24 protein-coding genes are annotated in these 26295 nt (G+C 43.6%); 5 read left to right on the top strand and 19 right to left on the bottom strand.

From position 1 onward, the window contains the following. Window positions 1-115 precede the first annotated feature (115 nt). The 14 genes from ACHBHN_RS02885 to yycF all read right to left on the bottom strand — a co-directional run bounded on the left by ACHBHN_RS02885 (window position 116) and on the right by yycF (window position 16806). Window positions 116-1717, bottom strand: a complete 1602-nt coding sequence (locus tag ACHBHN_RS02885; RefSeq protein ID WP_394732987.1) for an ATP-binding cassette domain-containing protein — start codon at window positions 1715-1717, stop codon at window positions 116-118. Between the two features lie 256 nt (window positions 1718-1973). Beyond that, window positions 1974-3518, bottom strand: a complete 1545-nt coding sequence (locus ACHBHN_RS02880) for a peptide chain release factor 3 (protein WP_257104591.1) — start codon at window positions 3516-3518, stop codon at window positions 1974-1976. Window positions 3519-3662: 144 nt separating this feature from the next. Beyond that, window positions 3663-4349 (bottom strand): TIGR02206 family membrane protein, encoded by a 687-nt coding sequence (locus tag ACHBHN_RS02875; RefSeq protein WP_394733591.1) that lies wholly within the window; start codon window positions 4347-4349, stop codon window positions 3663-3665. 85 nt (window positions 4350-4434) lie between these two features. Continuing rightward, entirely contained in the window at window positions 4435-5802 is a 1368-nt protein-coding gene (gene murF, locus ACHBHN_RS02870) for a UDP-N-acetylmuramoyl-tripeptide--D-alanyl-D-alanine ligase (protein WP_394733590.1), read from the bottom strand. A gap of 218 nt (window positions 5803-6020) precedes the next feature. After that, window positions 6021-6689 (bottom strand): ABC transporter ATP-binding protein, encoded by a 669-nt coding sequence (locus ACHBHN_RS02865; protein ID WP_394733589.1) that lies wholly within the window; start codon window positions 6687-6689, stop codon window positions 6021-6023. 9 nt (window positions 6690-6698) lie between these two features. Further along, entirely contained in the window at window positions 6699-7772 is a 1074-nt protein-coding gene (locus tag ACHBHN_RS02860; protein ID WP_394733588.1) for an ABC transporter permease, read from the bottom strand. A 2-nt stretch (window positions 7773-7774) separates the two neighbouring features. Further along, window positions 7775-8155 carry an OsmC family protein gene (locus ACHBHN_RS02855; protein ID WP_394732982.1) on the bottom strand — a complete coding sequence of 127 codons (381 nt, stop codon included), beginning with the start codon at window positions 8153-8155 and terminating at the stop codon, window positions 7775-7777. 92 nt (window positions 8156-8247) lie between these two features. After that, window positions 8248-9294, bottom strand: a complete 1047-nt coding sequence (locus tag ACHBHN_RS02850) for a D-alanine--D-alanine ligase (RefSeq protein WP_394732980.1) — start codon at window positions 9292-9294, stop codon at window positions 8248-8250. Between the two features lie 246 nt (window positions 9295-9540). Continuing rightward, a complete protein-coding gene (gene recR / locus ACHBHN_RS02845; RefSeq protein ID WP_394732979.1) occupies window positions 9541-10137 on the bottom strand; it encodes a recombination mediator RecR in 597 nt (198 codons plus the stop codon). Between the two features lie 8 nt (window positions 10138-10145). Next, window positions 10146-12233, bottom strand: coding sequence for a penicillin-binding protein PBP2B (gene pbp2b / locus ACHBHN_RS02840; RefSeq protein WP_394732977.1), 2088 nt, complete (start codon window positions 12231-12233; stop codon window positions 10146-10148). 78 nt (window positions 12234-12311) lie between these two features. Further along, window positions 12312-13697: an ABC-F type ribosomal protection protein Vga(F) gene (vga(F), locus tag ACHBHN_RS02835; protein WP_394733587.1), complete on the bottom strand. Its 1386-nt coding sequence runs from the start codon at window positions 13695-13697 to the stop codon at window positions 12312-12314. A 252-nt stretch (window positions 13698-13949) separates the two neighbouring features. Next, a complete protein-coding gene (locus tag ACHBHN_RS02830) occupies window positions 13950-14753 on the bottom strand; it encodes an MBL fold metallo-hydrolase (protein ID WP_004298858.1) in 804 nt (267 codons plus the stop codon). A gap of 6 nt (window positions 14754-14759) precedes the next feature. Further along, window positions 14760-16109 carry a cell wall metabolism sensor histidine kinase VicK gene (gene vicK, locus ACHBHN_RS02825; protein ID WP_394733586.1) on the bottom strand — a complete coding sequence of 450 codons (1350 nt, stop codon included), beginning with the start codon at window positions 16107-16109 and terminating at the stop codon, window positions 14760-14762. Next, window positions 16102-16806, bottom strand: coding sequence for a response regulator YycF (gene yycF / locus ACHBHN_RS02820; RefSeq protein WP_105122701.1), 705 nt, complete (start codon window positions 16804-16806; stop codon window positions 16102-16104). Before yycF ends, vicK begins: the two co-directional genes overlap by 8 nt. Window positions 16807-16997: 191 nt before the next feature. Here yycF and ACHBHN_RS02815 point away from each other — a divergent pair, with 191 nt between their 5' ends. From ACHBHN_RS02815 to ACHBHN_RS02800, 4 genes are all read left to right on the top strand, one after another. Continuing rightward, the gene (locus ACHBHN_RS02815; RefSeq protein WP_105110792.1) at window positions 16998-17759 is read left to right on the top strand and encodes an amino acid ABC transporter ATP-binding protein; all 762 of its coding nucleotides are present in this window, start codon (window positions 16998-17000) and stop codon (window positions 17757-17759) included. Between the two features lie 9 nt (window positions 17760-17768). Next, window positions 17769-18608 (top strand): transporter substrate-binding domain-containing protein, encoded by an 840-nt coding sequence (locus ACHBHN_RS02810; RefSeq protein WP_105122700.1) that lies wholly within the window; start codon window positions 17769-17771, stop codon window positions 18606-18608. Window positions 18609-18917: 309 nt separating this feature from the next. Further along, window positions 18918-19616, top strand: a complete 699-nt coding sequence (locus ACHBHN_RS02805; protein ID WP_394719763.1) for an amino acid ABC transporter permease — start codon at window positions 18918-18920, stop codon at window positions 19614-19616. A gap of 11 nt (window positions 19617-19627) precedes the next feature. Then, window positions 19628-20287 (top strand): amino acid ABC transporter permease, encoded by a 660-nt coding sequence (locus ACHBHN_RS02800; protein ID WP_105110789.1) that lies wholly within the window; start codon window positions 19628-19630, stop codon window positions 20285-20287. Window positions 20288-20459: 172 nt separating this feature from the next. Here the strand turns inward: ACHBHN_RS02800 and ACHBHN_RS02795 are convergent, their stop codons facing one another. Both ACHBHN_RS02795 and ACHBHN_RS02790 read right to left on the bottom strand, forming a co-directional pair. Further along, window positions 20460-21506, bottom strand: coding sequence for a zinc-binding dehydrogenase (locus tag ACHBHN_RS02795; RefSeq protein WP_394733585.1), 1047 nt, complete (start codon window positions 21504-21506; stop codon window positions 20460-20462). A gap of 21 nt (window positions 21507-21527) precedes the next feature. Then, window positions 21528-22079 carry a DapH/DapD/GlmU-related protein gene (locus ACHBHN_RS02790; RefSeq protein WP_394719786.1) on the bottom strand — a complete coding sequence of 184 codons (552 nt, stop codon included), beginning with the start codon at window positions 22077-22079 and terminating at the stop codon, window positions 21528-21530. Between the two features lie 170 nt (window positions 22080-22249). On the opposite strand from ACHBHN_RS02790, the gene ACHBHN_RS02785 reads away from it, so the two are divergent. Further along, window positions 22250-23125 carry a LysR family transcriptional regulator gene (locus ACHBHN_RS02785; RefSeq protein WP_105160161.1) on the top strand — a complete coding sequence of 292 codons (876 nt, stop codon included), beginning with the start codon at window positions 22250-22252 and terminating at the stop codon, window positions 23123-23125. A 100-nt stretch (window positions 23126-23225) separates the two neighbouring features. Here ACHBHN_RS02785 and thrS read toward each other — a convergent pair whose 3' ends face one another. The 3 genes from thrS to ACHBHN_RS02770 form a co-directional block, all read right to left on the bottom strand. Next, on the bottom strand, window positions 23226-25175 hold the full coding sequence (thrS, locus tag ACHBHN_RS02780) for a threonine--tRNA ligase (RefSeq protein WP_394733584.1): 1950 nt from the start codon (window positions 25173-25175) through the stop codon (window positions 23226-23228). Window positions 25176-25329: 154 nt separating this feature from the next. Further along, a complete protein-coding gene (locus ACHBHN_RS02775) occupies window positions 25330-25647 on the bottom strand; it encodes a MazG-like protein (RefSeq protein WP_105122696.1) in 318 nt (105 codons plus the stop codon). Window positions 25648-25905: 258 nt separating this feature from the next. Further along, window positions 25906-26289 (bottom strand): hypothetical protein, encoded by a 384-nt coding sequence (locus ACHBHN_RS02770; RefSeq protein ID WP_105122695.1) that lies wholly within the window; start codon window positions 26287-26289, stop codon window positions 25906-25908. Window positions 26290-26295 lie beyond the last annotated feature (6 nt).

The following is a 26295-nucleotide window of genomic DNA, read 5'->3' as shown; positions in this document are numbered from 1 at the left end:
TATACAAAAAGAGAGAACGAATTTCGTCCTCTCTAGGTGTTAGCTTTTCACCTACCCACTACAGTTGACAAAGAGCCTAAAAAAAGCAAAAACCCCAGAAGAGTTTTTGCTGCTGTCAAACTGATAGATGGACCTGCTCATCAAAGAGGGCTAAAAAAATTTCCTCCTGAGAGTGTGTCACAACAATCACCAGTTTGTCCTTTATTTTCTCGAGACTATCTGCAATCAATTGTTCGCTTTGAGAATCTAAGCCTGTTGTAGGTTCATCAAATAAAAAGACCTCTGCATCACGGTAAAGGGCACGCGCCAAATCAAACCGTCTCTCTTCCCCACCTGATAATTGCTGAGAAGAGGTCAAGAGAGTAGCAAATCCATCTCCCTGCCGATAGAACCAGTCCTCTAAACCAACTTGCCGCAAGCAACCCATTGCTTTATTCTCATCTAAAGGCGCAAACAAGGTCAAATTATCCCCGATGCTAGCTGTAAATAGATTGGTTTTCTGCGGTAGGTAATAGACTTTCCGAAAGAGGGCAAGCTGGTCCAGTTCTGCCAGATTCCTCTGGTTGACCAGGACTCTTCCAGCCTCTGGTTTCTGAATCCCCAGCAAGAGGCGGAGCAAGGTCGTCTTCCCACTCCCACTCTTGCCCAAGATAGCATATTTTTTATTGGCTTGAAAAAGATAAGAAAAATTCTCCACAATCAGATGGTCCTGATAGCGACAGTCAATCCCTTCCAGACCAAGGCTCGTAATGGATTCCTTCAAAACTGGCTTGGCAGCTTGACCTTCTTCCTTCCTATTTAAGAGACCTGTCAACTCCTCCACAACCGTCCGACTAGACAGATAATCCGTCAGCAAGCCTGACATGGTTTGGATAGGCCCAGCCACCGTCCCCATCAGGGTTGTCATAGCAATCAAATCTGAAATGTTCAGCAGACCTTGGAAAACAAATATCCCTCCAATAATCCATGAACCTGAATAGACTATGCTGCTCAAACTGTAGGAAACCGCATAGGTCTGGGATTGTTTTTTGGCAAAACGGTTAGCACGCCTGGTGTATTCCTGATTGGATGCCGCCAGCTTGTCTTTAAAAACTGGCGTGATGGTGCTGATGCGGATAAAAGAGAGAGCTTCTACAAACTCACTAAACAAGGCGAGATAAGCATTCTTCTCCTCTTGACTGTCCTTTGTCGCACGAGCTAAAATCCCCTTATTAATCATCGGAGCCAAAAATGGAATAAAGCAGAGCGCCAACATAATCATAGCCATGGTTCCTTGAAGATAAAGAGCCCCTATCAAGGAAAAACTAAAGACTAATATGCTTGTCACCATGGATAGAAGCGGCGTTAGATAGGTAGTTTCTAAGATGTTCAGATGATGAACCAAGACATGGACCTTATCTGCCTGACTGTCTTTTGCTGCCTCTCCTAAGTCCTCACTCGCATAGACCATCATTAATTGATTGCGCGTCTCTTCCATAATCTGATTGATTGCCTTAAACTTGAGATAGCGCGGCAGGTAATCAAAATAACCGTCACATAAAAAGAATACCACTGCAATCACCGAACTAGTCACAAATGCCTTTTGGTCACCAGATAAGGCCGCTTCCGAAACACGCGCATAAATAAAACCCGTTGCCGCTAAAATCAGAGCATAGACCACCGACACAGCAATATAAGCAACTACTGCCAACTTGCATTTTCTAAGGTAGTAAATCAAAGTTCAGACCTCCAATCCATTTCCATTTATATAACTATAGTATATTATAATAATACTTTTGTTGCAATGATAACAAAATTAAAAAAAGCCAGGACTTGCCTGACTTCTTATAGGATTGATTGGATTAGCTGAAGATTGAACTGAAGTTCATCGAAGCGACTTAACGAAGTTTTAACTTGATTTTCAAAGCTGAACAGCTGTAAACTGACTTCCGTCAGTTCCCATCTCCCGATAGCAAATATCTCCCAGATATTTGCTACATCTTCTCTTCCAACTCCACATCCGGATACTTGTCCGCGAACCAGCGGAGGGCGAAGTCATTTTCAAAGAGGAAGACGGGTTGGTCAAAGCGGTCTTTGGCTAGGATGTTGCGGCTTGAGGACATGCGTTCATCCAGGTCTTCTGGCTTGATCCAGCGGACAGTCTTTTTACCCATTGGGGTCATGACTACCTCGGCATTGTACTCGCCTTCCATGCGGTGTTTGAAAACTTCAAACTGGAGCTGCCCAACGGCACCCAGCATATACTCGCCAGTCTGGTAGTTCTTGTAGAGCTGGATAGCCCCTTCCTGTACCAGTTGCTCGATTCCCTTGTGGAAGGATTTTTGTTTCATGACGTTTTTAGCAGAAACTTTCATAAAAATTTCAGGGGTAAAGGTTGGTAGCGGTTCGAACTCAAACTTGTTCTTGCCTACGGTCAAGGTATCCCCTACCTGATAGGTCCCTGTATCGTAAACCCCGATAATGTCACCCGCTACTGCATTTTCCACATTCTCACGGGATTCTGCCATGAACTGGGTCACGTTGGACAACTTGGCTCCCTTGCCTGTACGAGGCAGGTTAACCGCCATTCCGCGTTCAAATTCGCCTGAAACCACACGGACAAAGGCAATGCGGTCGCGGTGACGAGGGTCCATGTTGGCTTGGATTTTGAAGACAAAACCTGAAAAATCTTTGTTGAGCGGGTCAATGACGTCCCCAGTTGTCGTTTTGTGACCATGTGGCTCAGGAGCAAATTCCAAGAAGGTATCAAGGAAGGTCTGCACACCAAAGTTTGTCAGGGCTGAGCCGAAGAAAACAGGTGTCAAATCGCCGTCCAAAATCGCCTGTTCTGAAAATTCATTCCCAGCTTCCGCCAGAAGTTCGATATCCTCCAAGACCTGTGCATAAAAGGGGTTAGAGCCAAAGAGCTTGTCGCCTTCGTCCAAACTTGCAAACCGCTCATCACTACGGTAGAGTTCCAAGCGTTTGTTATGGAGGTCATAAAGTCCCTCAAAGGATTTCCCCATACCGATTGGCCAGTTCATCGGGTAGCTAGCAATGCCTAAGACTTCTTCCAACTCCTGCAACAAATCAAGCGGTTCACGACCATCACGGTCCAACTTGTTGATAAAAGTAAAGACAGGAATGTTGCGGTGTTTCACAACCTCAAAGAGTTTTTTAGTCTGAGCCTCGATACCTTTGGCAGAGTCCACTACCATGACAGCTGCATCCACCGCCATCAAGGTCCGATAAGTGTCTTCTGAGAAATCCTCGTGCCCTGGTGTATCCAGGATATTGACACGTTTGCCCGCGTAGTCAAACTGCATGACAGATGAGGTCACCGAGATCCCACGCTGTTTCTCAATATCCATCCAGTCAGACTTGGCAAAGTTACCAGTCTTTTTCCCCTTAACCGTCCCAGCCTCACGAATCTCACCCCCAAAGTAGAGCAACTGCTCGGTAATAGTGGTCTTACCCGCGTCCGGGTGAGAGATGATCGCAAAGGTGCGGCGTTTCTTGATTTCTTCTTGTAGTGACATGATATTGATTCCTTTTTCTTTGGTCCATAGCAGAGCTGACTTCTTCTTTTGCCTACCAAATCAAAAGAGTACAAAAAAAGAGAGCACCTACTGCAACTCTCTTATTATATCGGAAATAATGGAATTTTTCAAACACTTGGAAAATCATTCTTGTAAGATAAAACCGTCATGTTTCTTCCAATAAGATAGAAATGCCACTTGGGTCATTTCAATAGCTAGCACCAAACCCAAGTTTACAACAAAAAAGTTCAGACTCGCTATCTGGCTATTGACTAGGGGCAAGTGACTTAGAAAACCATAGTTTCCTCCTGTGAATACATTGACCATAAAAATCACACTATTCATCAGCAATGTCCAAGAAAGAATCTGTTTCAGAGAAAGTTTTTCAAAGGACTGCTCACCCAGCAAATATACCAAGGCATTGACAGCCAAAGCATAATGTCCAACCACATAGGTGAAAAAAGTAAGATGAGGAAAAGGGTATGGGTCAAATACTGGATGTAAAAATGCCAGTACTGAGCCAAACAGCCCTAAATAAGCAAAATAACGCTTGATTGCTCCTGGTTTTCCAAACAAAAGAACCAAAATAGCCAGACGACAATGATAAAAGGGAAGACTTTCATACAAAGGAATAGACTGTACAATATGCCAGCTATATAGACTAACAACTTGAATGGCTAGAAGAATGTAAAACAAGCCTCTAAACCATCTTTTCTGATAGAATTTCAAACTTAGAAATAGGAAACATAGCAAAAGTAAAATGAAGCCCATTTGCTCAAAACTCGATAAATCAGGACCTTGTGAAATATGATTGGTAAAGAATTCTGTCATTTTGTCCCTCCTACCTACTATTTAATTAGTATATCAAATTAGTCAAGAATTGACAAGGATAACTAAAAATGAGAGATACTAACTCTCATTTCTCATGTTCTAACATATCAACGACTTTAGCTAGCTGCATTGAGTTAGAACCCTTGAGAAGGATTTGGTCGTTTGGACCTAAAACTGACTGAACCTGTTTAACCAAGTCATCAAACTGATCCTGCTCTGCATTTTTCCTAAAGAAATAGACTTTTCCAATCGGGAACATCTGACTAGCCAACTGGGCCAGACCTTCAATATCCTGACCGTAGAAAATGACGGTGTCTAGCACATCAGGCGACAGGCTCAAAATCATCTGATTGTGGAGATCAACGGACTGGCTACCCAGTTCTTTCATATCTGCTAAAACTGCGATTTTCTTGCCGCCTTCATTTGCTGGAATGCTAGAGAAGGTTTCCAAAATTAATCGCATGGCCGTTGGATTGGCATTATAGACATCGCTGAGAATGTCTGCTCCGTTTGTTGCCTTCTTCCATTCGGTACGATTGCGGGTCAAGTTCAGACTGGCTAGGGCTGACTTGATTGCCTCATCAGGCACACCTAAGGTCTTGCCCACATAGCTTGCTACCATGGCATTGGTGGCATTGTACTTACCCGTTACTGGGAGGAAAATGTCGCCGTCCATAAAATTGACGGTAAAGGTCAGGCTATCCTTTGACTCGACTAGACTGGTCACCTGCAAATCAGCCTGCTCGCCGAAGCAAACGAGGTCTACATGGCTCGGCAAGAGCTTATCCGCAATCGGATCTGCAGGGATCAAGAGTTTACTTCCTGGCTCCATTCCATCTGCAATCTGCAATTTTCCTTTAGCAATCTCTTCTCGTGAGCCGAAAAATTCCAAATGGGCTTCACCAAAAAGGGTAATGACAGACAGGCTTGGCTTGGCAATTTCAGATAGGAGATGAATGTCACCCAAGTGGTCTTGACCCATTTCCAAGACCAATTTTTCCGTATCATCGGGCATGTGAAGAACTGTGTAAGGCAGACCAATTTCGTTGTTGTAGTTGCCTTGGGTCTTATAGGTTTTATAGGTGGTGGCAAGGATGTCGTGGATCATGTCTTTGGTCGTGGTTTTTCCATTTGAACCAGTGACCGCAATGAGGTCAACACCTGTTTTTTCTAAATAGTAGGCAGCTAATTTTTGTAGCGCAGCCAGACAGTCGTCCACTAGGATATGGGGGACATCAAGAATGACCTCAGACAGGGTAGCCGCGCAGCCATTTTCAAAAGCCACAGGAATAAAGTCGTGACCGTCACGCGCACCCTTGAGCGGAACAAAGAGGTCGCCCGCTTCAATCTTGCGGCTGTCAAATTCGACCTGGCGGAGCGGTGTGTCGGGGTAGTTCGTTACATCATTTTTTGCGCCCACAACTTGAGCGACTTCGTGTAAAGTTAATTTCATTTGATTTCTCCATGTATCGTCATTTAGTTTATCTTTTATTACTTCGACGAATGAGGAAACTTTTTTTCCTTATTTCCAACCTCAAACAAGGTCATTGTTTGAGCTTATCTTGCCGTACTCTAGTACAGCCTACGACTCGTTACCTAGTACTAAAATCAAACTAAAAGACTATAAAAAGAGCCTAAGGGCTCTTTCCATTATATCACTTTTGCCTTTATTTAGCGAACCTGAGTAAGAACGCCGTCCTTCATCTCGTAGACATTATCGCATTTTTCAATCATACGCTGGTCATGGGTCACCATGATGATAGACTTTTTCCGCTCCTTGCTCTCTTTGGCCAAAAGATTCACCACTTCAAAGGCCCGATCACTATCTAGGCTGGCTGTCGGTTCATCTGCTAAAATCAGGGCTGGATCATTATAGAGAGCCCGTGCAATGGCAACCCGCTGGCGCTCCCCACCTGACAAATCCTTGGGAAACTTATTTTTCAAATGGTCCACACCCAATTCTACCAAGAGCTCATGGCGCTTGCTGGGATAGGCTGATTTATTGACCTTGTCCACCAATATCAACTGCTTCTCAACGGTTAAAAAAGGAATGAGATTGGAGGCCTGGAGGACAAAACCGATGTCACGGTAGCGGAGCTTGGCCCGTTTTTTCTCTGGCAAATCAGAATAATCTTCTTGGTTAATGAGAACACGGCCAGCTGTCGGTGTTTGCAGACCACCTGCCAGGGTTAGAAAGGTAGATTTTCCCGAACCAGACGGCCCGATAATAGCCACAAATTTCCCCTCTTCAATAGAGAAATTGGTCGACTTGAGGGCTGTGATAGTCTGACTTCCGTCCTGGAAGGTTTTACTTATATTTTCAAAAATCAATGTTTTCATATCAACCTCCTAGGATAGATTTTTCAACGGGTCGACCTTGAAGATCGAGCGAATAGAGAAACTTGCCCCCAGTAAAGCAAAGACAATCAGAGCAGCCCCAATAGTCAGATAGAAGGTCCAATTGTTTTCAAATGGCACAGCGCTTGGCAAACCTAAGGAAGACAAGTAGGTTCCAGCCAGACCAATGACTGTCCCAAAACCTGCCAGCAGGAAGGTTTGAGCTAACACAGATCTTGAAATATAGGCATTTGACAGACCTTGGATTTTCATAAGCCCGAAAATCGGAGACTTTTGGGTTGTCAACACAAAGATGAAAATACCAATGACAATGGCTGAAATCACAATCAAAAAGCCAATCATAAAGCCGAAGGTCATATTTTGCGCCTTATAGCCTGGCAAATTCTCAATAAAATCAGCGGTGGTAACATTTTCCAAATCTGCCGGAAACTTATCTGCTGCACCACGAACAATGACCGCACTGGCCAACTTACTAGATACCTGCTGATTGTCACCCTGCATGAGATCACCAAAGGCTTCCAAGTCCATATAGATCACCGGAGCTACACCGAAGTAAGCCTTGTCCGTATAGCCAACAATGGTCACTTTTTCATCCGTACCAGATAGATAAATCTCATCTCCTAGACCAAATCCCTCAACCTGAGCTAGATTTTGCTCGACAACAATCTCTCTAGCTTTTTCATAGAGACGGCCTTGGACAATATTGGGCTCTAAGAAACTATCAGCCTCAACCGCAAAGATATTGACTTTTTCCTTGTCATCCGAACTGGCATCTTCCTTGACATAGGCGACACCAGCCTGTTGGCGGATGAGAGCCTTCTGGTCTGCCTCCACTTGGTCAATCAACTGAGCATCAATTTTTGAGGCTGTTATCAGACGATTGGCTTCCGAGGATACCAAGACAGAATCTGCCTGCCACTTGTCCACCGCAGTACGGTTTTCCTGCATGAGACCATAGGCCAAGCCTGTCAGGAAAAAGACCAGATAAGAAATCAAGATTAAGAGCCCTAAAATCAGGCCGTAGCGCAGCTTGTTTTGCCGCATTTCTTCAATCGCTAAAAACACTTTTATTCCACACTTTCTAAGACCACAAAGCTTGTGTTGATGGTCAAGTCCTCTCTCAAAAGAACCTTGACATTGCACTTCTTGTCCACGTAGGATAGGATAGCCGCCTGCTTTTCACTTGAGACCGCCTCAGCAATGGCGATAGTCAAGTCAAAACGGTCATTTTCTAACTGACTTTCCACCTGGACAGGCATGGTTTTATTATTTTCTTGGCTGGCATAATAGCCTTGTACACACATGGTCACGCAGGCCGCTAGGGCAATATTGACCAGACTGACAGGTGTCTCGCCTTTCTCAGTCACCCCAAAGCTTGTAATAGGATTTCCGTATCCAGCCGACGTCGCTTGAAAAAGAGCATCCCCCTTGACTTTCGTTTGATACATAACTTTCCTCCAAACATATACATATCATTGTAGACCATTCTGAAAGCCATTGCAAGAAAAAAGATTGGAGCATTCCAACCTTTCTCACTGCATTAAATCAAATGGCTTTCTCGTTTGTCAAACATTTCCTTGGCTAGGCTAACCAGCTCTTCAATCAAGTCTGGATAAACCAAGCCCATATTGTCCCAAAGCAGGGGATACATGGACCACTGGGTAAATCCTGGCATGGTATTGAGCTCATTGAGGAAAATGTCGCCTTCTTCTGTCAAGAAGAAATCACAACGGGACAGTCCGCAACCACCGATGGCACGGAAGGCCTTGGCGGCATTGTCACGCATGACATCCATGATAGCTTCGTCAATCTTAGCTGGGATGTCCATGGTAATCTTGTTATCAATGTACTTGGCATCGTAGTCGTAAAAAGCAACGTCCTTGACCACTTCACCAGGCAGGGTCGTTTTCACGTCAGCATTTCCCAAAAGCCCAACCTCAATCTCACGAGCAGTTACCCCTTGCTCAATGAGAATACGGCTGTCATATTTGATTGCAAGCGCAATAGCAGAGCGGAGTTCAGCCTCGTTCTCAGCCTTGCTGATGCCGACTGAAGAGCCCATGTTGGCTGGCTTGATAAAGACCGGGAAATGCAGTTTTGTCAGGGTTTCAGCGATGGCCTCCTCCAAATCCTCACCTTCAAAGTAGGTCGTGTAGGCTACCTGGGCAATCCCTGCTGACTCCAGCACGCGCTTTGTCGTAATCTTGTCCATGGCAACGCTTGACGCCAAGATATTGGTCCCCACATAAGGCATTTTCAGAACTTCTAGGAATCCTTGAATAGAACCGTCTTCACCCATAGGGCCGTGAAGAACTGGGAAGACAACCGCATTTTCTTCATAAATGTCGCTTGGACGGATTTTTTGTTCTGCTACAATCGTGTCATTGGTCATCAATTTTTCATCCGCTGACGGCCTTGATGAAAATTCCTGAGTTTTGATAAAGTCACCTGCCTGTGTGATAAAGTAGGTCTTAACGAAAAACTTATCATAATTGATGGCCCGCATTACACTCTCAGCAGACAAAACAGACACTTCACGCTCAGCTGAACGACCACCGTAAAGCAAAACTAGCATTTCTTTTGACATAGATATTCCTTTTCTAAAACTTGATAATTCTCTACTTATTATAACATATATAAGTTGAGAAGATAATGATTCAAGGTTCCACAAGACTTTCCGTTAACCAACTTAACAATTTTTCCAGATGACAGTCTGCGACGGTTTAAGAAGAAAAACGATTTATTTTTCTTCTTAAACCTACTAGTGCAAATTTTAGGTAGACCGCCGTAAAGCGGCTACCGTTGATTGACTAGAAACTTGAGTTTCAGTCAATCATAGCTCTGTCCTATTCTCAATAGCCCGTAGTAGGGTCACTTCATCCGCATATTCGATGTCACTGCCGACTGCTAGTCCACGCGCTAAACGGGTGACTTTGATACCCGCTGGTTTGAGAACGCGCGAGATATACATGGACGTCGCCTCGCCATCGGCCGTTGCATTGGTCGCAACGATGACTTCATTCACTTCACTATCCATGAGCCGAGTAATCAGTGTTTTTAAGTTGATATCATCTGGTCCGACACCATTCATAGGAGAAATCAGACCGTGCAAAACATGATAAAGTCCGTGGTATTCCTGAATATTTTCCAAGGCTGTCACATCTCGACTGTCTTCTACAATTAAAATGGTCGACTGGTCACGACTGGTATCTTGACAAATGCCACAAGGATCCTGGTCGGTCAGATTGCCACAAATGGTGCAGTAGGCCAAGTCCCGCTTAGCAGCCAGCAGATTCTTGGCAAATTCATTGACCACGTCATCCTCCATACCAATAGTATAGAAAGCCAGGCGAGTGGCCGTCTTGATGCCGATCCCGGGCAATTTTGAATAACTGTCAATTAACTTAGCAATGGGGGTTGGGTATAACATAGAACTCCTTAATTCATTGGGTAAAGTGAATGGTATAGATTAATAATTTCTGTCACAATAGTCATGCTAGCTGTGGAATTAAAATCTGTCAGATTTGGTAGAACAACTGCTACAGCAATTTTAGGATTAGCACTTGGGGCATAAGCTACGATATTGGTATTTACAGCACTTATAACCTGACCATTTCTATCCGTCGTAAATGTCTCTGCAGTACCTGTTTTGGCACTGATAGACACAGCAGCACCATTACTGATTTGACGCCCGGTATTAAAGCTACCACTTCCATTTGCTACCTGATAAAATCCCTGTTGTAGAATAGCCAAATCCTGTGCTGAGATAGCAACTTTATTGAGTTCCTGACTTGTCTTTTTCTCAATCAAATCACCTAATCCCCCATCTGAACTGTTCCCATAAATCCCCTCCACCAAGTGAGGAGCTACTCTAGTTCCATTATTGGCGATTGTCGCTACATATTGAGCCATCTGCATCGGTGTATAGTTATCAAACTGTCCAAATGCATTCGTAATAAAGTTTGCGGTGGAATATTCTTCTGGTAAGAAACCTGTTGATTCAAGCGGTAAGTCAATTCCTGTTGGAGCACCTAATCCATATTCCGCAAAAGTAGAACGAAGTTTTGTCATGGCATTTGTCAATGCATCTCCATCGTTCAAAAACATATTTGGCGAATAGGTTTGACCTAATAACCCCAAAGCAATTTTTACCATGTAAGCGTTTGAAGAATATTCCAGAGCCTCTGTCGCATCAATATTACTACCATAGGCCCCATACCAAGATGTAATTGGTGCTGAACCTGCAAAATAGATTGGTTCGTCTAACTGCACTTGATTGCCACTGATAACTCCATTTTCCCAACCAGATGAAATAGTTGCACCCTTGACAATAGAACCTGGAGTAAAGACGCTTGTGATAGTTCCAAGAGCATCCTCGGTAATACTACTTGTCCCCTTTTCATGTTTATAACCCGACATGGCCAGCACTGCACCAGTAGTCGGTTCTAAAGCTACAGCATATACACCATCTGAATAGAGTGCGCTTCCGGTTGATAACTCACTTTCAAAGTATTTCTTCAATATGGCATTGACACCATCTTGGAAAGCCAAATCAATGGTCAACTGGATATTATTTCCTTTTTGACCTTCTTGGATTGTATCGATAGACTCGACATTTCCATTTCGATTGAGCTTGACTTCCTTGAGCTCTCGTTGTCCTTGTAAGACGCCTTCGTACTGCTTTTCAAGGTAGGCAGTTCCCACACGGTCGTTCAGATAATAGCCCTTGGCCAGATAATCTTCAGCATCTTCTGCAGGGAGACCAACCTGCTCCGTCGTCACCGTTCCAATAATCGAGGAAAGCGAGGTATCTTTGACAAGACGGTCCCAATTGGTCACTGTTGTAACCCCGGGCATGTCCTGCTCATGAGAAGCAATCAAGGCAATCTGTTCTGCATTGAGGGGCTGGGTTGCTAGGCGGACGGTCTCAAAAAAGCCAGCCTTGTTCATTTGGGTAAAGAGGTAGACAACCTTCTCTTCAGCCTCCGTCAATTGTAAATCTTTGGGGTCCAAGCTTTCTACGGCATTGGCATAAATTGTTCCTTCGCTCAGGAGGTTTCCATCGATACCGAACCGCTTCTCTCTTGGGAGCTCTGCGACAACCTTTTCATAGATATCTGTATCCGCCAAGAGGTAATCTGCCTTGTCCCGCTCCGACACACGAATATCCTCAGGTAAGGACACCCAGGCTACCAATTTTTCCGCAATATCCCGAATTCCTTTGGCAGTGATTTTATTTGACCGAGTAAAGGACACCACCTGGCTTAACTTATTTTCAACAAGCGGAAGACCTTTGGCATCATAAATCTGACCGCGGACCGAGCTTCTTGACACCACTTTTTGACTGGCAGTCTCTAATTTTTGGACATAAAAATCTTTATTGATTAGCTGCATATCCACTAAACGAGCAATCAGGACTGAAAACAGGAAGACGACAATGGCAAACAGCATGTTCAACCGCCTTGGGATAATCCTATCCTCTCGCCCCACTCGCGAAGGCAATTTATTCGACACATCGGACCTCATTCTAGAAAGTTTCTACTTATTATACCACAGGCGAAAAATATTTTTGAAACCCAACTGTCGATTCAAATAATATTTTCTCTATAAACGTTGAACAAGCTGACAATTCTCAACCAACCATTTTCTGTGCACAACACTCTCAACAAACCGCTGATCATGGGAAATCAAGAGCACACTTCCCTGGTATTCCTGCAAAAATTTCTCCAGAGCTTCGATAGCTGTAATATCCAAATAATTTGTTGGCTCATCTACTATCAAAAGATTTGCATCCGATAACAAGACCTTGGCCAAGGAAAGCCGAACACGTTCACCACCAGACAGATTTGCCACCTTCTGCTGAGCCTTATCGTAAGAGAGTCCCAACATGCCCAATAAATTGAGAACCGTTACCTTATCTTGAAGCGATGTCGAGCTAGCATTCACAAAGGCTGTTTCTTCTTCATTGAGACTTGTCAAATCCTGGGAAAAATAAGCAATTTTTAATTTTGGATTGTAATAGCCTTCTAATTCTTTTGAAATCAATTTCCGAACAAAACTTGTTTTTCCACAGCCATTTGACCCAACCAAAGCTAGTTTATCCCCAAAAGTCGTGCCAAGCTGAGGAAAATCAAATAAATAGGTTTCCCCAATCCAGAGCTGACCAGCCTGCAAGCGAAAGAGACTGTGAAGACCAGTATCCAAAGCACCTTTCGCTTCCATCTTTACCCACGCCTCCTTTCTGGGCTGACTAACCTTTTCCAACCTCTCAATCCTTTTCTCTAACTGTTTAGCAGACTTTGCCATTGACTTGGCTTGACTATCATAGGAACCCATCATGGCATTAACTTTCCACTCTGATGATGAAATGCCCTTCTTTTTCTTCCCCATCTTTTGAGCCTTTGCCTGACGCTCTTGCTGGGCTTTTTTTAGTTGAGTGACTTTTTTCTGATAGGCTTCATAGGCCTCCTGCTGCCCCTCTCGCCTAGCTCGGCGACTTTCTACAAATGCCTCGTAATTCCCAGGATAAACCTGAATAGTTCCTTCTTCTAAATGCCAAATGTGACTGGCTATTTGATTGAGAAAATGCCGATCATGACTGACAACCAGTAGACTGCCACGATAGCGTTTGATTTGTTTGATTAGCTTTTCCTGGTGTTCTTGATCCAGATTGGCAGTCGGTTCATCCATGATTAACAACTGTGGTCTTTGGGCAAAAGCCTCTTGAATAGACTTCCAAACCTGTTCCCCACCTGAAAGCGAGCTCCTTTCCTGTAACTGGGGTACATAAGCCCAGTCTGCTTTTACCTCAATCTGACCGGCAAAATCCCTATCCAGTCCTAGTAAGATTTTCAAAAAAGTAGACTTGCCAACACCATTATTTCCAACCAAACCAACCTTTTGACCAGCTTGAAGGCTCAACTGCTGGATTGTAAACAAGCTACGCCCTGCAATCTCCTTCTCTAATTGAATACATTTTATCATTTCCATATAGACCTCTTTTCTTCGTATAAGGACTTATATCTTTGAAAAGTGCATGCAAAAAAGCCATGCAAAACATGACCTTTCCCTATGGAAAAGTCACATGAATAGTAAGCCCTTATGAGCAGTATTATCCCTTGTATCGTCGGTTCATGTAACCTCACAACAAGTTTTAAGAACGACTAATAAGTAGCTTAATTATTCATGTAACTTCACCTCACGTATTTTATATATTTATTCTAAACAAGTTCAATGAATTTGTCAAATCTTGGTCAAGGGTGTCGCTGTATCTGGCGAGGTATCATAGACCTGGAAATCCACTCCAACTCCTAAATCAGCCTGCGCCAACTGATTAACCATGGTCATGTGAGCCAATTCCTTGATATTGTTTTCCTTTGATAAATGCCCAAGGTAAATCTTTTTAGTCCGATTTCCTAGTGAGCGAATCATGGCATCTGCCCCATCCTCGTTACAAAGGTGCCCCTTATCAGACAAAATCCGTTGTTTGAGGTTCCAAGAGTAAGAACCCGCACGCAAGATTTCAACATCATGGTTAGACTCAATCAAATAGGCATCTGCGTTGGCTACAATCCCAGCCATTCGATCGCTGACATAGCCAGTATCCGTTAACATGACAAAGGACTTATCATCCTTCATAAAGCGATAAAATTGAGGACAGGCCGCATCATGACTGACACCAAAAGACTCTATATCTAGGTCACCAAAGGTCTTCATGGCACCCAATTCAAAGATATGTTTTTGAGCCACATCAATCTTACCCAATTTGCTTTCCATTGCCTGCCAAGTCAATTCGTTGGCATAAATATCCATACCATATTTACGTGCCAGAACACCGATACCATGGATATGGTCGCTATGCTCATGGGTGACTAAAATCGCATCAATATCTTCTGGCTTGCGGTCAATTTCTGCCAAAAGGCTAGTAATCTTTTTTCCTGATAGGCCAGCATCTACCAAGATCTTCTTCTTATCCGTTTCCAAATAGAAACAGTTTCCACTAGATCCCGAAGCCAAAATACTGTAGTTAAATCCTTTTCCGATCATATTCTCCTATTCTTCCTCATCCGAATCATCCCACTCATCCATAGTAATATCCTTACTGTACGGTAGAACAATCGTAAACGTTGACCCATGACCATACTCACTCTTGGCCCAAATGAATCCCTTGTGTTGCTTGACAATTTCTTTGGCAATGGCCAAACCTAGACCAGTACCACCCTGGGCGCGTGAACGAGCCTTATCTACACGATAGAATCGGTCGAAAATCCTTGGTAAATCAGCCTTTGGAATGCCCAAGCCTTCATCCGAAATTGAAACAATCAACTGACTATCTGTCGTTTTCATACTAAAGGTAATAGTCCCACCGTCAGGTGAATACTTGATGGCATTGTTTAAGATATTATCCAAAACTTGGGTCAGCTTATCTGTATCAATTTCGACCCAGATTGGACTTATTTGATAATCACGAACAATGGTATAAACTTTATCAGAATCAGAATGCTTCATCTGATCAAAACGGTTGAGAATAAAGGTCACAAAGGCTGTAAAGTTAATCAATTCAACATCCATTTCACCGACTTGATTATCAATCCTTGACAAACTTAACAAATCGGTAATCATTCGCATCATGCGGTTGGTCTCATCTAAGGATACCTTAACAAAACTTGGTGCAACTGATTCCGTCAACGCCCCCTCATCCAGGGCTTCTAAATAGGATTTGACAGATGTCAAAGGTGTACGCAATTCATGGCTGACATTTGAGACAAAGAGACGGCGTTCCCGTTCTTCCTTGGCCTGCTCGGTCATATCATGCAAGACGACAACCAAGCCTGAAATTAGACCGCTTTCGCTCCGAATGGTTGCAAAATTGGCCCGAAGGGTAATAAATTCCTGGTTTTCATTGGTGTGCTCAAGCACAATTTCCGGTGTCTGAGCCAGCAATTCACGAAAACTGTATTCCTCCTGGAGGTCCAAAACATCCAAGATATCTGATTGCGTCGCCTCCTGTACGCTCAGACCTAATTGTTTCTGGGCCATGTCGTTAATCATAATGATGCGCCCCATTCGATCGGTTGCCACAACACCATCACTCATATAAGACAAAATGGAACTGAGGCGTGTTTTTTCCTGTTCCAAATTATCATGCGTTAGACGAATCATTTCAGACAAATCGTTCAAGGAGTTGGTCATATCCGTAATTTCCGGACTACCTCTTAGATCCAGAACATCCGCATAATCTCCTTCCATGAGCGACTTAACACGTTCATTTAATTGTTTAATCTGCTTATTGTCCCGGTAATTCTCAATCAAGAGAACAGTAATGGCAATCACAAAGCCAATACTGATGACAATAAACCAGAATTCCGAGGTCGTTATCAGGTAACGCAGTTGATTAATCATTGGCTTTTATAAAGTATCCGACGCCACGGCGGGTCAAGATGTATTCAGGGCGGCTTGGAATGTCTTCGATTTTCTCACGCAAACGACGAACCGTCACGTCTACCGTCCGGACATCACCAAAGTAATCATAGCCCCAAACTGTTTCCAGCAAGTGCTCGCGGGTCATGACTTGACCAATGTGTTGGGCCAGATGATAGAGCAGCTCGAACTCCCGGTGGGTCAATTCCAATTCCTTACCATGTTTTTTGGCAACAAAGGCATCGGGCAAAATCACCAGGTCTCCAATGACCAATTCCGCCTTGCCAGCCACTACAGGAATGGACTGGGTCTCTGTCAACTCGCTCCGGCGAAGTAGAGCCTTGACGCGGGCCTGCAATTCACGGTTAGAGAAAGGCTTGGTCACATAATCGTCCGCTCCAATTTCCAAGCCAATAACCTTGTCAAATTCGCTATCCTTGGCAGACAACATAATAATGGGCACATTGCTGGTTTTGCGAATGTTACGGGCCACTTCCAAACCATCCAACTCTGGCAACATCAAATCCAGAATGACAATGTCCGGAAACTCCGCTTCAAATACTTCTAAGGCCTCGCGACCATCAAAAGCTGTCACGACCTCATAGCCCTCACGGGTCATGTTAAATTTAATAATATCCGAGATGGGTCTCTCATCATCTACAACTAGAATTTTTTTCATATTACTTATACCTTTTATTTATTTCTTCTATTATATCATAACTTATCTGGAAAATTCATGTTTAAAATCTATCCCGCTATTCTATGTTATATTTTCTAACATATAGAATTCTTAAATTGTCAGAATATACTTGACATTTAATCTTTGCAATGATATGATGCTTAGTATCGCGTTAGATAAAGGAGATTCTCATGTCATTAGTATCGTTTAAGAATGTTAATAAATATTACGGCGACTACCACGCCCTACGCAATATCAACTTAGAATTTGAACCTGGTCAGGTTGTTGTACTCCTCGGCCCTTCTGGTTCTGGAAAATCCACATTGATTCGTACCATCAATGGACTGGAGTCTGTAGAAGACGGTGAATTGGTGGTACACGGCCACACCGTATCTGGTTCATCTACCAAGGAACTAGTTGCTCTCCGCAAAGAGGTCGGCATGGTTTTCCAACATTTCAACCTCTATCCTCATAAGACAGTCCTAGAAAATGTTACCCTAGCCCCTATCAAGGTTTTGGGCATTGACAAGGCAGAAGCAGAGAAGACTGCGCAGAAATACCTAGAATTTGTAAACCTCTGGGACCGCAAGAACTCTTATCCAGCTATGCTTTCTGGTGGACAGAAGCAGCGTGTGGCTATCGCCCGTGGACTGGCTATGCACCCAGAACTCCTGCTCTTTGATGAGCCAACTTCTGCCCTTGACCCTGAAACCATCGGTGATGTTCTTGCAGTTATGCAAAAATTGGCCCGCGACGGCATGAACATGATTGTTGTAACCCATGAAATGGGCTTTGCCCGTGAGGTGGCTGATCGTATCATCTTCATGGCAGAGGGCGAGGTTTTGGTGGATACGACCGACGTCAATGGCTTCTTCGACAATCCAACAGAACCACGCGCCAAGCAGTTCCTCAGCAAGATTATCAACCACGAATCAGATAAGGTTAAGATCTAGGAGGTGCCTATGGATACAAAGAAAATCAATTTATTTTTCGCCATTCGGATGCTCTTGATTGGTGTGGTCCTCCTCTTTGCTTTCAGTCAAACCAAGGTGCAGACTGAAACTCCTGCTCAAGCTGTCAGCAGCGACCAGGTCCAGGCTATCATTGACCGTGGTGTTCTCCGTGTCGGCGTCAAACAAGACGTACCAAACTTTGGTTTTAAAAATCCAGACACTGGCGAATTTGAAGGAATGGAAATTGACATTGCCCGCAAAATTGCACAAGAACTGGGCGTAGATATCGAATTTACACCAGTTACAGCACAGACCCGTGGTCCACTTCTAGACAACGAGCAGGTCGACATGGTCATCGCGACTTTCACCATCACGGAAGAACGCAAACTCCTCTATAACTTTACCAGCCCTTACTATACAGACGCTGTCGGCTTCCTGGTTAATAAGGATTCTGGTATCAAGACCTTCAAGGATTTGGACGGTAAGAACATCGGGGTTGCCCAAGGCTCTATCACACGAAAACTAATTTCTGATTTAGCTGATAAGCACGGCATTTCCGTAACCTTCGCAGAATTGGGTTCTTATCCTGAACTCTCTGTTTCTCTCCGTGCCCATCGCACAGATGCCTTCTCAGTAGACCAGTCTATCCTGTCAGGCTATATTGGTTCCCAGTCTAAGCTCATGGACTTCAGCTTCTCAGCATCGGACTACGGCATTGTGACTAAATTATCCAATAACGACCTTAATGATTACTTAAACGGTCTCATCGAAACATGGACAGCGGATGGCAGTCTACAGGCTATCTACGATGCCAACGGACTCAAACCTGTCACTGAAACAGATGAATAGGGAGCGGGAAAGAACTCGACTAAGGGAAAGAGAGTTCGTCTGAACTCTCGAGTTTCTAGGTTCAGGCTAAAACGGTCTATTCCCAGACCGTTTTACTCCCTCCCCCGCACAGCTCCAAGGTACGGGGAACCTTTGGAGGTTGGAAATTGAACGAACACAGTTCATATCATTCGTTAGGGCTGGTTCGGAGCGTAAAACGCGAACGAAACCGCCAATCAACCATTGTGCTGAGATGCTGACTCGAACCACAGCAAGTGAGCCGAGACTCACATCCAACCACCTACTACTACATACTAGAAAGGAACGGTTATGTTTGTTTTTGCAACTAGCCCCTATGCTTGGGAAAACTGGCTGAGCTACTTCAATGATTTTCCAGTCTTTTTCCAAGGCTTCCTCTTTACCCTAGCTATTTCTATCGGTGCCTTTATCACGGCCATGCTGCTAGGAATTCTCTTCGGTAGCCTATCATCCAGCAAGAAAAAATCACTCAAATTGTTGGCCCGTATTTATGTTGAATACTACCAAAACACACCACTCTTGGTGCAATTCATGATTGTCTATTACGGTCTGCCCTTGATTTCCAACTATGTGCTCATGCCATCTATCTATTGGACAGCGGTTATCTGTGTCGGGCTTTACCACGGTGCCTATATTGCCGAAGTTATCCGTGCAGGTATCGAGGCAGTACCGACTGGTCAGACTGAGGCTGCCCTATCTCAAGGCTTTACTGCCAGCGAGACTATGCGCATCATCATCTTGCCACAGGCTATACCAACCATTCTTCCACCATTAACCAACCAAGTGGTTAACTTGATTAAAAATACGGCCACGGTCGCTATTATCTCTGGTGCAGACATCATATTCATGACCAAGTCCTGGTCTGCCATGAATGCCAACTACATTCCAGCCTTTGCAGGCGCGGCCTTTCTCTACTTTATCATGTGTTTCCCAGTTGCTAGCTGGGGACGCCGGATTGAAGAGAAAAACAAGGCTGCCTTCAGTCATTAAGGAGGTCTATGATGAATACTATTTCAGAACTTCTCAAACCATCGACCTTCCAATTGCTCTGGTCTGGTTTGCAGCTAACTCTCTACATTTCAAGCATCTCTGTGGTCCTATCTGTCCTCTTCGGAATGATTTTGGCTATCATGCGAAATGGAAAAAATCCACTCTTCAAGTGGATTGCAACGATCTATATCGAATTTGTCCGTAACGTACCCAACCTGCTCTGGATTTTCACTGTTTTCTTGGTATTTCAGATGAAGTCAACGCCAGCTGGTATTACAGCTTTTACCATTTTCACGACCGCTGCTATGGCAGAAATCATCCGCGGTGGTCTCAATGCCATTGGTCCAGGTCAAACAGAGGCTGGTCTGGCGCAAGGATTCACACCTGTCCAGATTATGATTTATATCATCATGCCACAGGCCATTCGCAAGATGTTGCCAGCCATCATTTCACAAATCGTAACGGTCATCAAGGACACCAGTTTCCTCTATTCCGTTATTGCCCTCCAGGAACTCTTTGGCTCCAGCCAAATCCTCATGGGACGCTACTTTGAGGCCGAGCAGGTCTTTGCTCTCTATCTCATGGTTGCCCTCATCTACTTCCTCATCAACTTCGCCATTTCCAGCCTATCACGCTACGTGGCTAAGTCTTGGGCAAGCAGTATTGAATAAGAATGACAACTCCTGATTTTCGGGAGTTTTTTTCTATGCAAAAAGAAGTCCTTTCGGACTTCGCTGATTTACAAAATCGTTCTGCTAGTTGATAGAAAATGACTATGTTGAAGGACAAAATCGTGCTGATAATATTCGAGATTTTTGAGCGAACGAATTTATGAGATAACGGTTACTCAGAAACAATCAACATAGATTTAATCACTTTACGATCCGCCATATCCTGATAGGCTTGGTTAATTTCACTGAAATCATAGGTATTTGTGAAAACTTTACCAGGGTTAATCCTTCCATCCAAGACGGCTTCGAGTAATTCATTTTTGATATAGGTAGTGACCGATGCTGAACCACCGCCGAAGGAAATATTCTGTGAAAACGTCGAGCCAATCGGACGGTTATTGTAGTGAGGAATACCAACATAGCCGATACGACCACCATTATGAAGGACCCCCAGTGCCTGCTCAATAGAAGATTCTGTACCAACGCACTCAAGGGCAGCATCTGCTCCTCCACCTAAAATTTCACGCACCTTTGCAATACCTTTCTCACCACGTTCAGCAACAACAGCAGTTGCACCCAGTTGAAGGGCTAATTTCTGACGATCTTCATAACGGCTCATCATAATGATTTGAGACGCACCTCGCATTTTAGCAGCAATAACGGCACATTGACCGACAGCGCCATCTCCAATCACAACGACCTTGTCGCCTTGTTTCACTTGTGCTACCCTCGCAGCATGATATCCTGTAGGCATGACATCTGCCAAGGCCAGTAAAGACTTCAGCAGATCTTCTGAGTAATCAGATGGCTGACCAGGTACTTTAATCAGTGCCCAGTTTGCATAGTGAAAACGCAGGTATTCTGCCTGGTAACCGTTTCCCCAGTTGGTCGGAGCTACATGATTATCACAAGTGCCGTCAAATCCAGCACGGCAGGCATCGCATTCACCACAACCATGTGTAAAGGGTACAATGACAAAATCTCCGGGATGAATATCTGTCACTTCGGGACCAACTTCTTCAACAATACCAAGTGCCTCGTGTCCAGAATTGACAGAATGAACTTCTTTACCATCCCCATGAGAGTATGACCAGAGGTCCGAACCACAAACACAGGCACGGACAATTTTTATAATGGCGTCATCCGGTGCTTGAATCATTGGTTTATTAACCTCTTTGATAATCATTGACCCAGCTTTTTCAAAAATAGCAGTTTTCAATTTAATATTTCCTTCCAAAAATTAATGATTTGTATTTATAATTTTAGCAGGTACACCTGCAACAGTTGTATTATCAGGTACATCCTTTGTCACAACACTTCCAGCACCTACTATAGCATTTTCACCAACCGTCACCCCTGGTAATATAGTTGCTCCCGCACCTATCCAAGCATTGTTCTTAATATGGACGGATTTCAAAATTAAGCCCCGTCGCTGTGATGATTCTTGAGGGTGATTAACTGAGATAATCATAGCACGAGGACCAATCAAGACCTTGTCCTCAATAACAATCCCACCTAAATCTGTCATCATCACATCCGTATTGATAAAAACTTCCTTACCAATGGAAATATGGCGTCCGAAATCCGTTCGGAAAGGCAATGCAATTGACGTTGTATCATCCAACTTCTTACACATGATTTTTTCCAGCAAGTCACGTTTACTTGCTTCGCTTTGGACTTCTGTATTCAATTTTTCTATAAGCGGTAAGGTTTCAGCAGTAATTTCGTGAATAAGTTCGTAAACAATGTCTCCTTTTTTAATGATTTCTCCTGTTTCAATGAACGATTTAATTTCTTGATGCATACTTCATACCTTATTTTAGTTACTGTTTCCTTTCCTGTTTTCTTTAGATATTTTATTACAAACACAAACCATAATCAAATACTTGTTTTATGTTCTACGTATGCCTGTAAGGCATATGTTGTGGTATAATAATTCTAAAAAAACACTAGGAGATAGCAATGGATATCCGTGTTCTTAATTACTTTGTCACAATCGTACAAACCAAATCTATATCTAATGCCGCCAAGGCCTTGCATATCACACAGCCAACCCTTTCTCGACAAATTCGAGACTTGGAAACAGAATTAGAAACTCAGCTTTTCGATCGTGGTAGCCGAGAAATTCAGATAACCGAAGACGGGCGTTACCTTTACAATCGCGCCATAGAAATTCTATCCTTAGTCAATAAAACAGAAAATAACATCCGTAGAAACGATGGTATTTCGGGTGAACTTAGTATTGGAGCCGCGGAAAGTCAATCTCTGGATATCATGGCACGAGCCGTTAAAAAATTGACCACTACCTATCCAGAAGTTAAAGTACACATTCTTAGTGGTAACGCTGACTATGTACAAGAGTATTTAGACCAAGGCAATATTGATATCGGTATAACCTTTGGTTCTTTTGATGAAAGTAAATATAATCACTTACCTCTTCCAAATAGAGATTCTTGGGGGATACTTGTTCCAAAAAATCATCCCTTAGCCACTCTTCAGACCCCAAAACTTCATGATGTAATCAAATATCCACTGATAGTATCTGCTCAGCCCAACATCACCTTTGAAGAACTAGATAAAGTTGGTGATTATCACATTGTTGCAACTTATAATCTTCTATATAATGCTGCCCTTCTTGTCAAAGCAGGTGTTGGTGTTGCACTTTGCTTGAACGGCATTGTCCTGACTGATGAATATAGCCAACTAAAATTTATAAAATTACAAGAAGGTAACCATGACCCTCTACAAGTTCTCTGGAAAAAACAAAACAATCAATCCCGGGTCGCCAATAAGTTTTTAAAAATTTTAAAAGAAATTTCTGAATCGAATGTCCAGTAAAATGACAATCAGCTTTCTAAAGAAATCTAGTCTATTCTATTTTGACAACTTGGGATTTTTTTCTGCCAAAAAAGAAGCCCTTTCGGACTTCTTACTTTATTTATTCAGCATCAGCTGGACGTGACTTGCGGGCAATATCTGCTAGGATATGGTCCACAAATTCTGATACAGACTGAGTTTGCGTTGCCTTGCTTCCGTAGCGACGGACGTTGACAGCATTGTCTTCCATTTCCTTATCACCGACGATGAGCTGGTATGGAATCTTGCTGGTCTGGCTCTGACGGATCTTGTATTGCATCTTCTCGTTACGCTCATCTACGTGTACGCGAACGCCACGGTCTTGCAATTCTTTGGCAACCTTCCAAGCGTAGTCCAAGTGAGCTTCCACAGAGATTGGAATCATGGTCACTTGGGTTGGAGCCAACCAGGTTGGGAAGGCACCCTTATAGGTTTCAATCAAGATAGCTGTGAAGCGTTCCATGGTCGAGATAACACCACGGTGAATCATGACTGGGCGGTGCTCCTCGCCGTCAGCACCAATGTAGGTCAAGCCAAAACGTTCTGGCAAGAGGAAGTCCAACTGAATGGTTGACAGGGTCTCTTCGTTACCAAGGGCAGTCTTGACTTGGATATCCAATTTCGGACCGTAGAAAGCCGCTTCACCCTCAGCTTCGAAGTAGTCCACGCCCATTTCATCCATAGCGCCCTTCAACATACGCTGGGCATTTTCCCACATCTCATCATTGTCATAGTACTTCTCTTTGTCCTCTGGGTCACGATAAGAGAGGCGGAAACGATAGTCATTTAGGTTGAAATCTGCGTACACATCGATAATCAACTGGAGAGCTTTTTTGAACTCTTCTTGGATTTGTTCAGGTGTCACAAAGATATGACCGTCGTTGAGCGTCATCTCACGTACACGCTGCAAACCAGTCAATGCACCTGATTTCTCATAGCGGTGCATCATACCAAGCTCAGCGATACGCACTGGCAACTCACGGTAAGAACGCACATGGTTTTTGTAAACTTGAATGTGGTGCGGACAGTTCATCGGACGAAGAACAAACTCTTCACCGTCACCCATGTCCATAGTTGGAAACATATCTTCTGAATAATGCTCCCAGTGACCCGAAGTCTTGTAGAGTTCGACAGAAGCCAAAGGTGGCGTATAAACGTGCTGGTAACCTGAAGCCAGTTCCTTGTCTGTGATGTAACGTTCCAAGGTACGACGGATAGTTGCACCATTTGGCAACCAGAATGGCAAACCTTGACCAACTTCTTGGCTGATCATGAAGAGATCCAATTCCTTACCAAGTTTACGGTGGTCACGCTCTTTGGCTTCCTCACGCATTTGAAGGTAAGCCTTGAGGTCTTTCTTGTCAAACCAAGCTGTACCATAGACCCGTTGCATCATTGGATTTTCACTCTTACCACGCCAGTAAGCACCTGCCACATTGAGCAATTCAAAAATCTGGATACGACCTGTTGACGGAACGTGTGGGCCACGGCAAAGGTCAACGTATTCGCCCTGTGTATAAATGGTCAAACCGCCTTCGTCATCAGAATGTTCCTGAATCAATTCCAACTTGTAGGGATCATTTTTGAAAATCTCAAGAGCTTCTTCCTTGGTCACCTCACAGCGTTCTGAAGGGAAGTTTTCCTTGACAATCTTCATCATTTCTTCCTGAATACGTGGCAGGTCTTCATTTGAAATCTGACCAGCCGCATTGTCCGTGTCATAGTAGAAACCGTCTTGAATAGCTGGACCAACACCCAACTTAATGTCTGGGAAAAGGCGACGAGCCGCTTGGGCAAACAAGTGAGCTGCTGAGTGACGCAAAATGTCTAAGGCATCCTCATGGTCAGGTGTTACGATTTCAAGCGTGCCGTCCTCTTCAATAGCACGAGTAGTATCAATCAATTTACCATTGAACTTACCAGCAAGCGCCTTTTTCGCCAAAGACTTGCTGATGCTCTCAGCAATTTCAAAAGTAGTCACACCAGCTTGGTACTCACGAACAGCACCATCTGGGAAAGTAATTTTAATCATAATATAAGATATAAAGGGCGTTAAGCGGACACAGACAAAATAGGAAACAGAACGACGACGCAAGCGTCTAGTTCTCGTTTATCTTTTTGGCCCAGTCCGTAGCCCGTATTCAGTTCAACCAAATACGGAGACCCTAGTCCTTTCTATTTTTTATTTATTTTTTAATCCCCAATAACTCTTCTTTCTGAGTTAAAAAGGTTTCCATTTCTTTTTGAATATCAATATCTAGGCGGTCAGCTAATTCGATTAACCACCAGATATTTTCAGCCATTTTATGCTCCAAGCTATAGGGCGTTTCGTCATAGTAACGACCCTGCCTGGTCATAATCAGACGGTTCATGTTGCCAATATCATTGGTCAAGGCCAAGAGGTCCTCTTCAATAGACCATTCTTTGTCATGGTGCTTGAGTTCCAACTCTCTATAGGCTATTCGCACATCTTGGCACCGTTTTAATAAGTCATCAGGTAGCATAACTACTCCTCCAAAATAAAATACGACATCCTCACAAAAGGACGTCGTAACGTGGTTCCACCTTCATTCATCACCAGCTCAAAAAAACTGATGACCTCAGAATGGCGATAAGGGAACCACCCTTTTATGTTTGCATAAAATCATACCGAGTAGTGTCCATCCTATCCTCTATGCGCTCACAGCAACCGCGCACTCTCTCAAAGATTTCCTAGAATGGATAAGTCTCTAACAGTTATTATAGCAGGATTTTCGGATTTTTCAAGGATTTTTGCGAGAATTTCTAGATTTTCCAATTCCAAGCATCTTCCTCATCAAAACCCCTACTCCTACTCCGAGAAAACCTATGAGAATGTAAGGAATAACGTAGATTTCTGAGCCCTCTGCATTTGGAAAAATCAGGGTATCGACTGGCAGATAAAGCAAGCCTTGTAGCAGTGGAAACCACCAGGAAAAGCCGTTTTTTATTGAATAGATTGTCGATACAAGTAAAATAAAGACCGGCTGGTAGATGATAATTAAGTTAATCAAAATCCCTTTTATAGTATAGTCATCCAGCGGAGAATACATAATCAGCACCGGCACCAGATAATAGACCAGCAAAGTAGGCAAGATGTACCAAAAGATTTTTCCTGAATTCTTCATTTTCAT

The organism is Streptococcus sp. A22 (assembly GCF_043674215.1).
Taxonomy (GTDB): domain Bacteria; phylum Bacillota; class Bacilli; order Lactobacillales; family Streptococcaceae; genus Streptococcus; species Streptococcus suis_V.
Note: the sequence above shows the minus strand (reverse complement) of the source record. Positions and strands in the feature narration are given on the sequence as shown.

Excerpts from the sequence above, each read along its gene's own strand:
- ACHBHN_RS02880 (WP_257104591.1), bottom strand. The coding sequence starts at position 3,518 with ATGTCACTACAAGAAGAAATCAAGAAACGCCGCACCTTTGCGATCATC.
- ACHBHN_RS02875 (WP_394733591.1), bottom strand. The coding sequence starts at position 4,349 with ATGACAGAATTCTTTACCAATCATATTTCACAAGGTCCTGATTTATCG.
- murF (WP_394733590.1), bottom strand. The coding sequence starts at position 5,802 with ATGAAATTAACTTTACACGAAGTCGCTCAAGTTGTGGGCGCAAAAAAT.
- ACHBHN_RS02865 (WP_394733589.1), bottom strand. The coding sequence starts at position 6,689 with ATGAAAACATTGATTTTTGAAAATATAAGTAAAACCTTCCAGGACGGA.
- ACHBHN_RS02855 (WP_394732982.1), bottom strand. The coding sequence starts at position 8,155 with ATGTATCAAACGAAAGTCAAGGGGGATGCTCTTTTTCAAGCGACGTCG.
- ACHBHN_RS02850 (WP_394732980.1), bottom strand. The coding sequence starts at position 9,294 with ATGTCAAAAGAAATGCTAGTTTTGCTTTACGGTGGTCGTTCAGCTGAG.
- recR (WP_394732979.1), bottom strand. The coding sequence starts at position 10,137 with ATGTTATACCCAACCCCCATTGCTAAGTTAATTGACAGTTATTCAAAA.
- pbp2b (WP_394732977.1), bottom strand. The coding sequence starts at position 12,233 with ATGAGGTCCGATGTGTCGAATAAATTGCCTTCGCGAGTGGGGCGAGAG.
- ACHBHN_RS02830 (WP_004298858.1), bottom strand. The coding sequence starts at position 14,753 with ATGATCGGAAAAGGATTTAACTACAGTATTTTGGCTTCGGGATCTAGT.
- vicK (WP_394733586.1), bottom strand. The coding sequence starts at position 16,109 with ATGATTAATCAACTGCGTTACCTGATAACGACCTCGGAATTCTGGTTT.
- yycF (WP_105122701.1), bottom strand. The coding sequence starts at position 16,806 with ATGAAAAAAATTCTAGTTGTAGATGATGAGAGACCCATCTCGGATATT.
- ACHBHN_RS02815 (WP_105110792.1), top strand. The coding sequence starts at position 16,998 with ATGTCATTAGTATCGTTTAAGAATGTTAATAAATATTACGGCGACTAC.
- ACHBHN_RS02810 (WP_105122700.1), top strand. The coding sequence starts at position 17,769 with ATGGATACAAAGAAAATCAATTTATTTTTCGCCATTCGGATGCTCTTG.
- ACHBHN_RS02805 (WP_394719763.1), top strand. The coding sequence starts at position 18,918 with ATGTTTGTTTTTGCAACTAGCCCCTATGCTTGGGAAAACTGGCTGAGC.
- ACHBHN_RS02800 (WP_105110789.1), top strand. The coding sequence starts at position 19,628 with ATGAATACTATTTCAGAACTTCTCAAACCATCGACCTTCCAATTGCTC.
- ACHBHN_RS02785 (WP_105160161.1), top strand. The coding sequence starts at position 22,250 with ATGGATATCCGTGTTCTTAATTACTTTGTCACAATCGTACAAACCAAA.
- thrS (WP_394733584.1), bottom strand. The coding sequence starts at position 25,175 with ATGATTAAAATTACTTTCCCAGATGGTGCTGTTCGTGAGTACCAAGCT.
- ACHBHN_RS02775 (WP_105122696.1), bottom strand. The coding sequence starts at position 25,647 with ATGCTACCTGATGACTTATTAAAACGGTGCCAAGATGTGCGAATAGCC.
- ACHBHN_RS02770 (WP_105122695.1), bottom strand. The coding sequence starts at position 26,289 with ATGAAGAATTCAGGAAAAATCTTTTGGTACATCTTGCCTACTTTGCTG.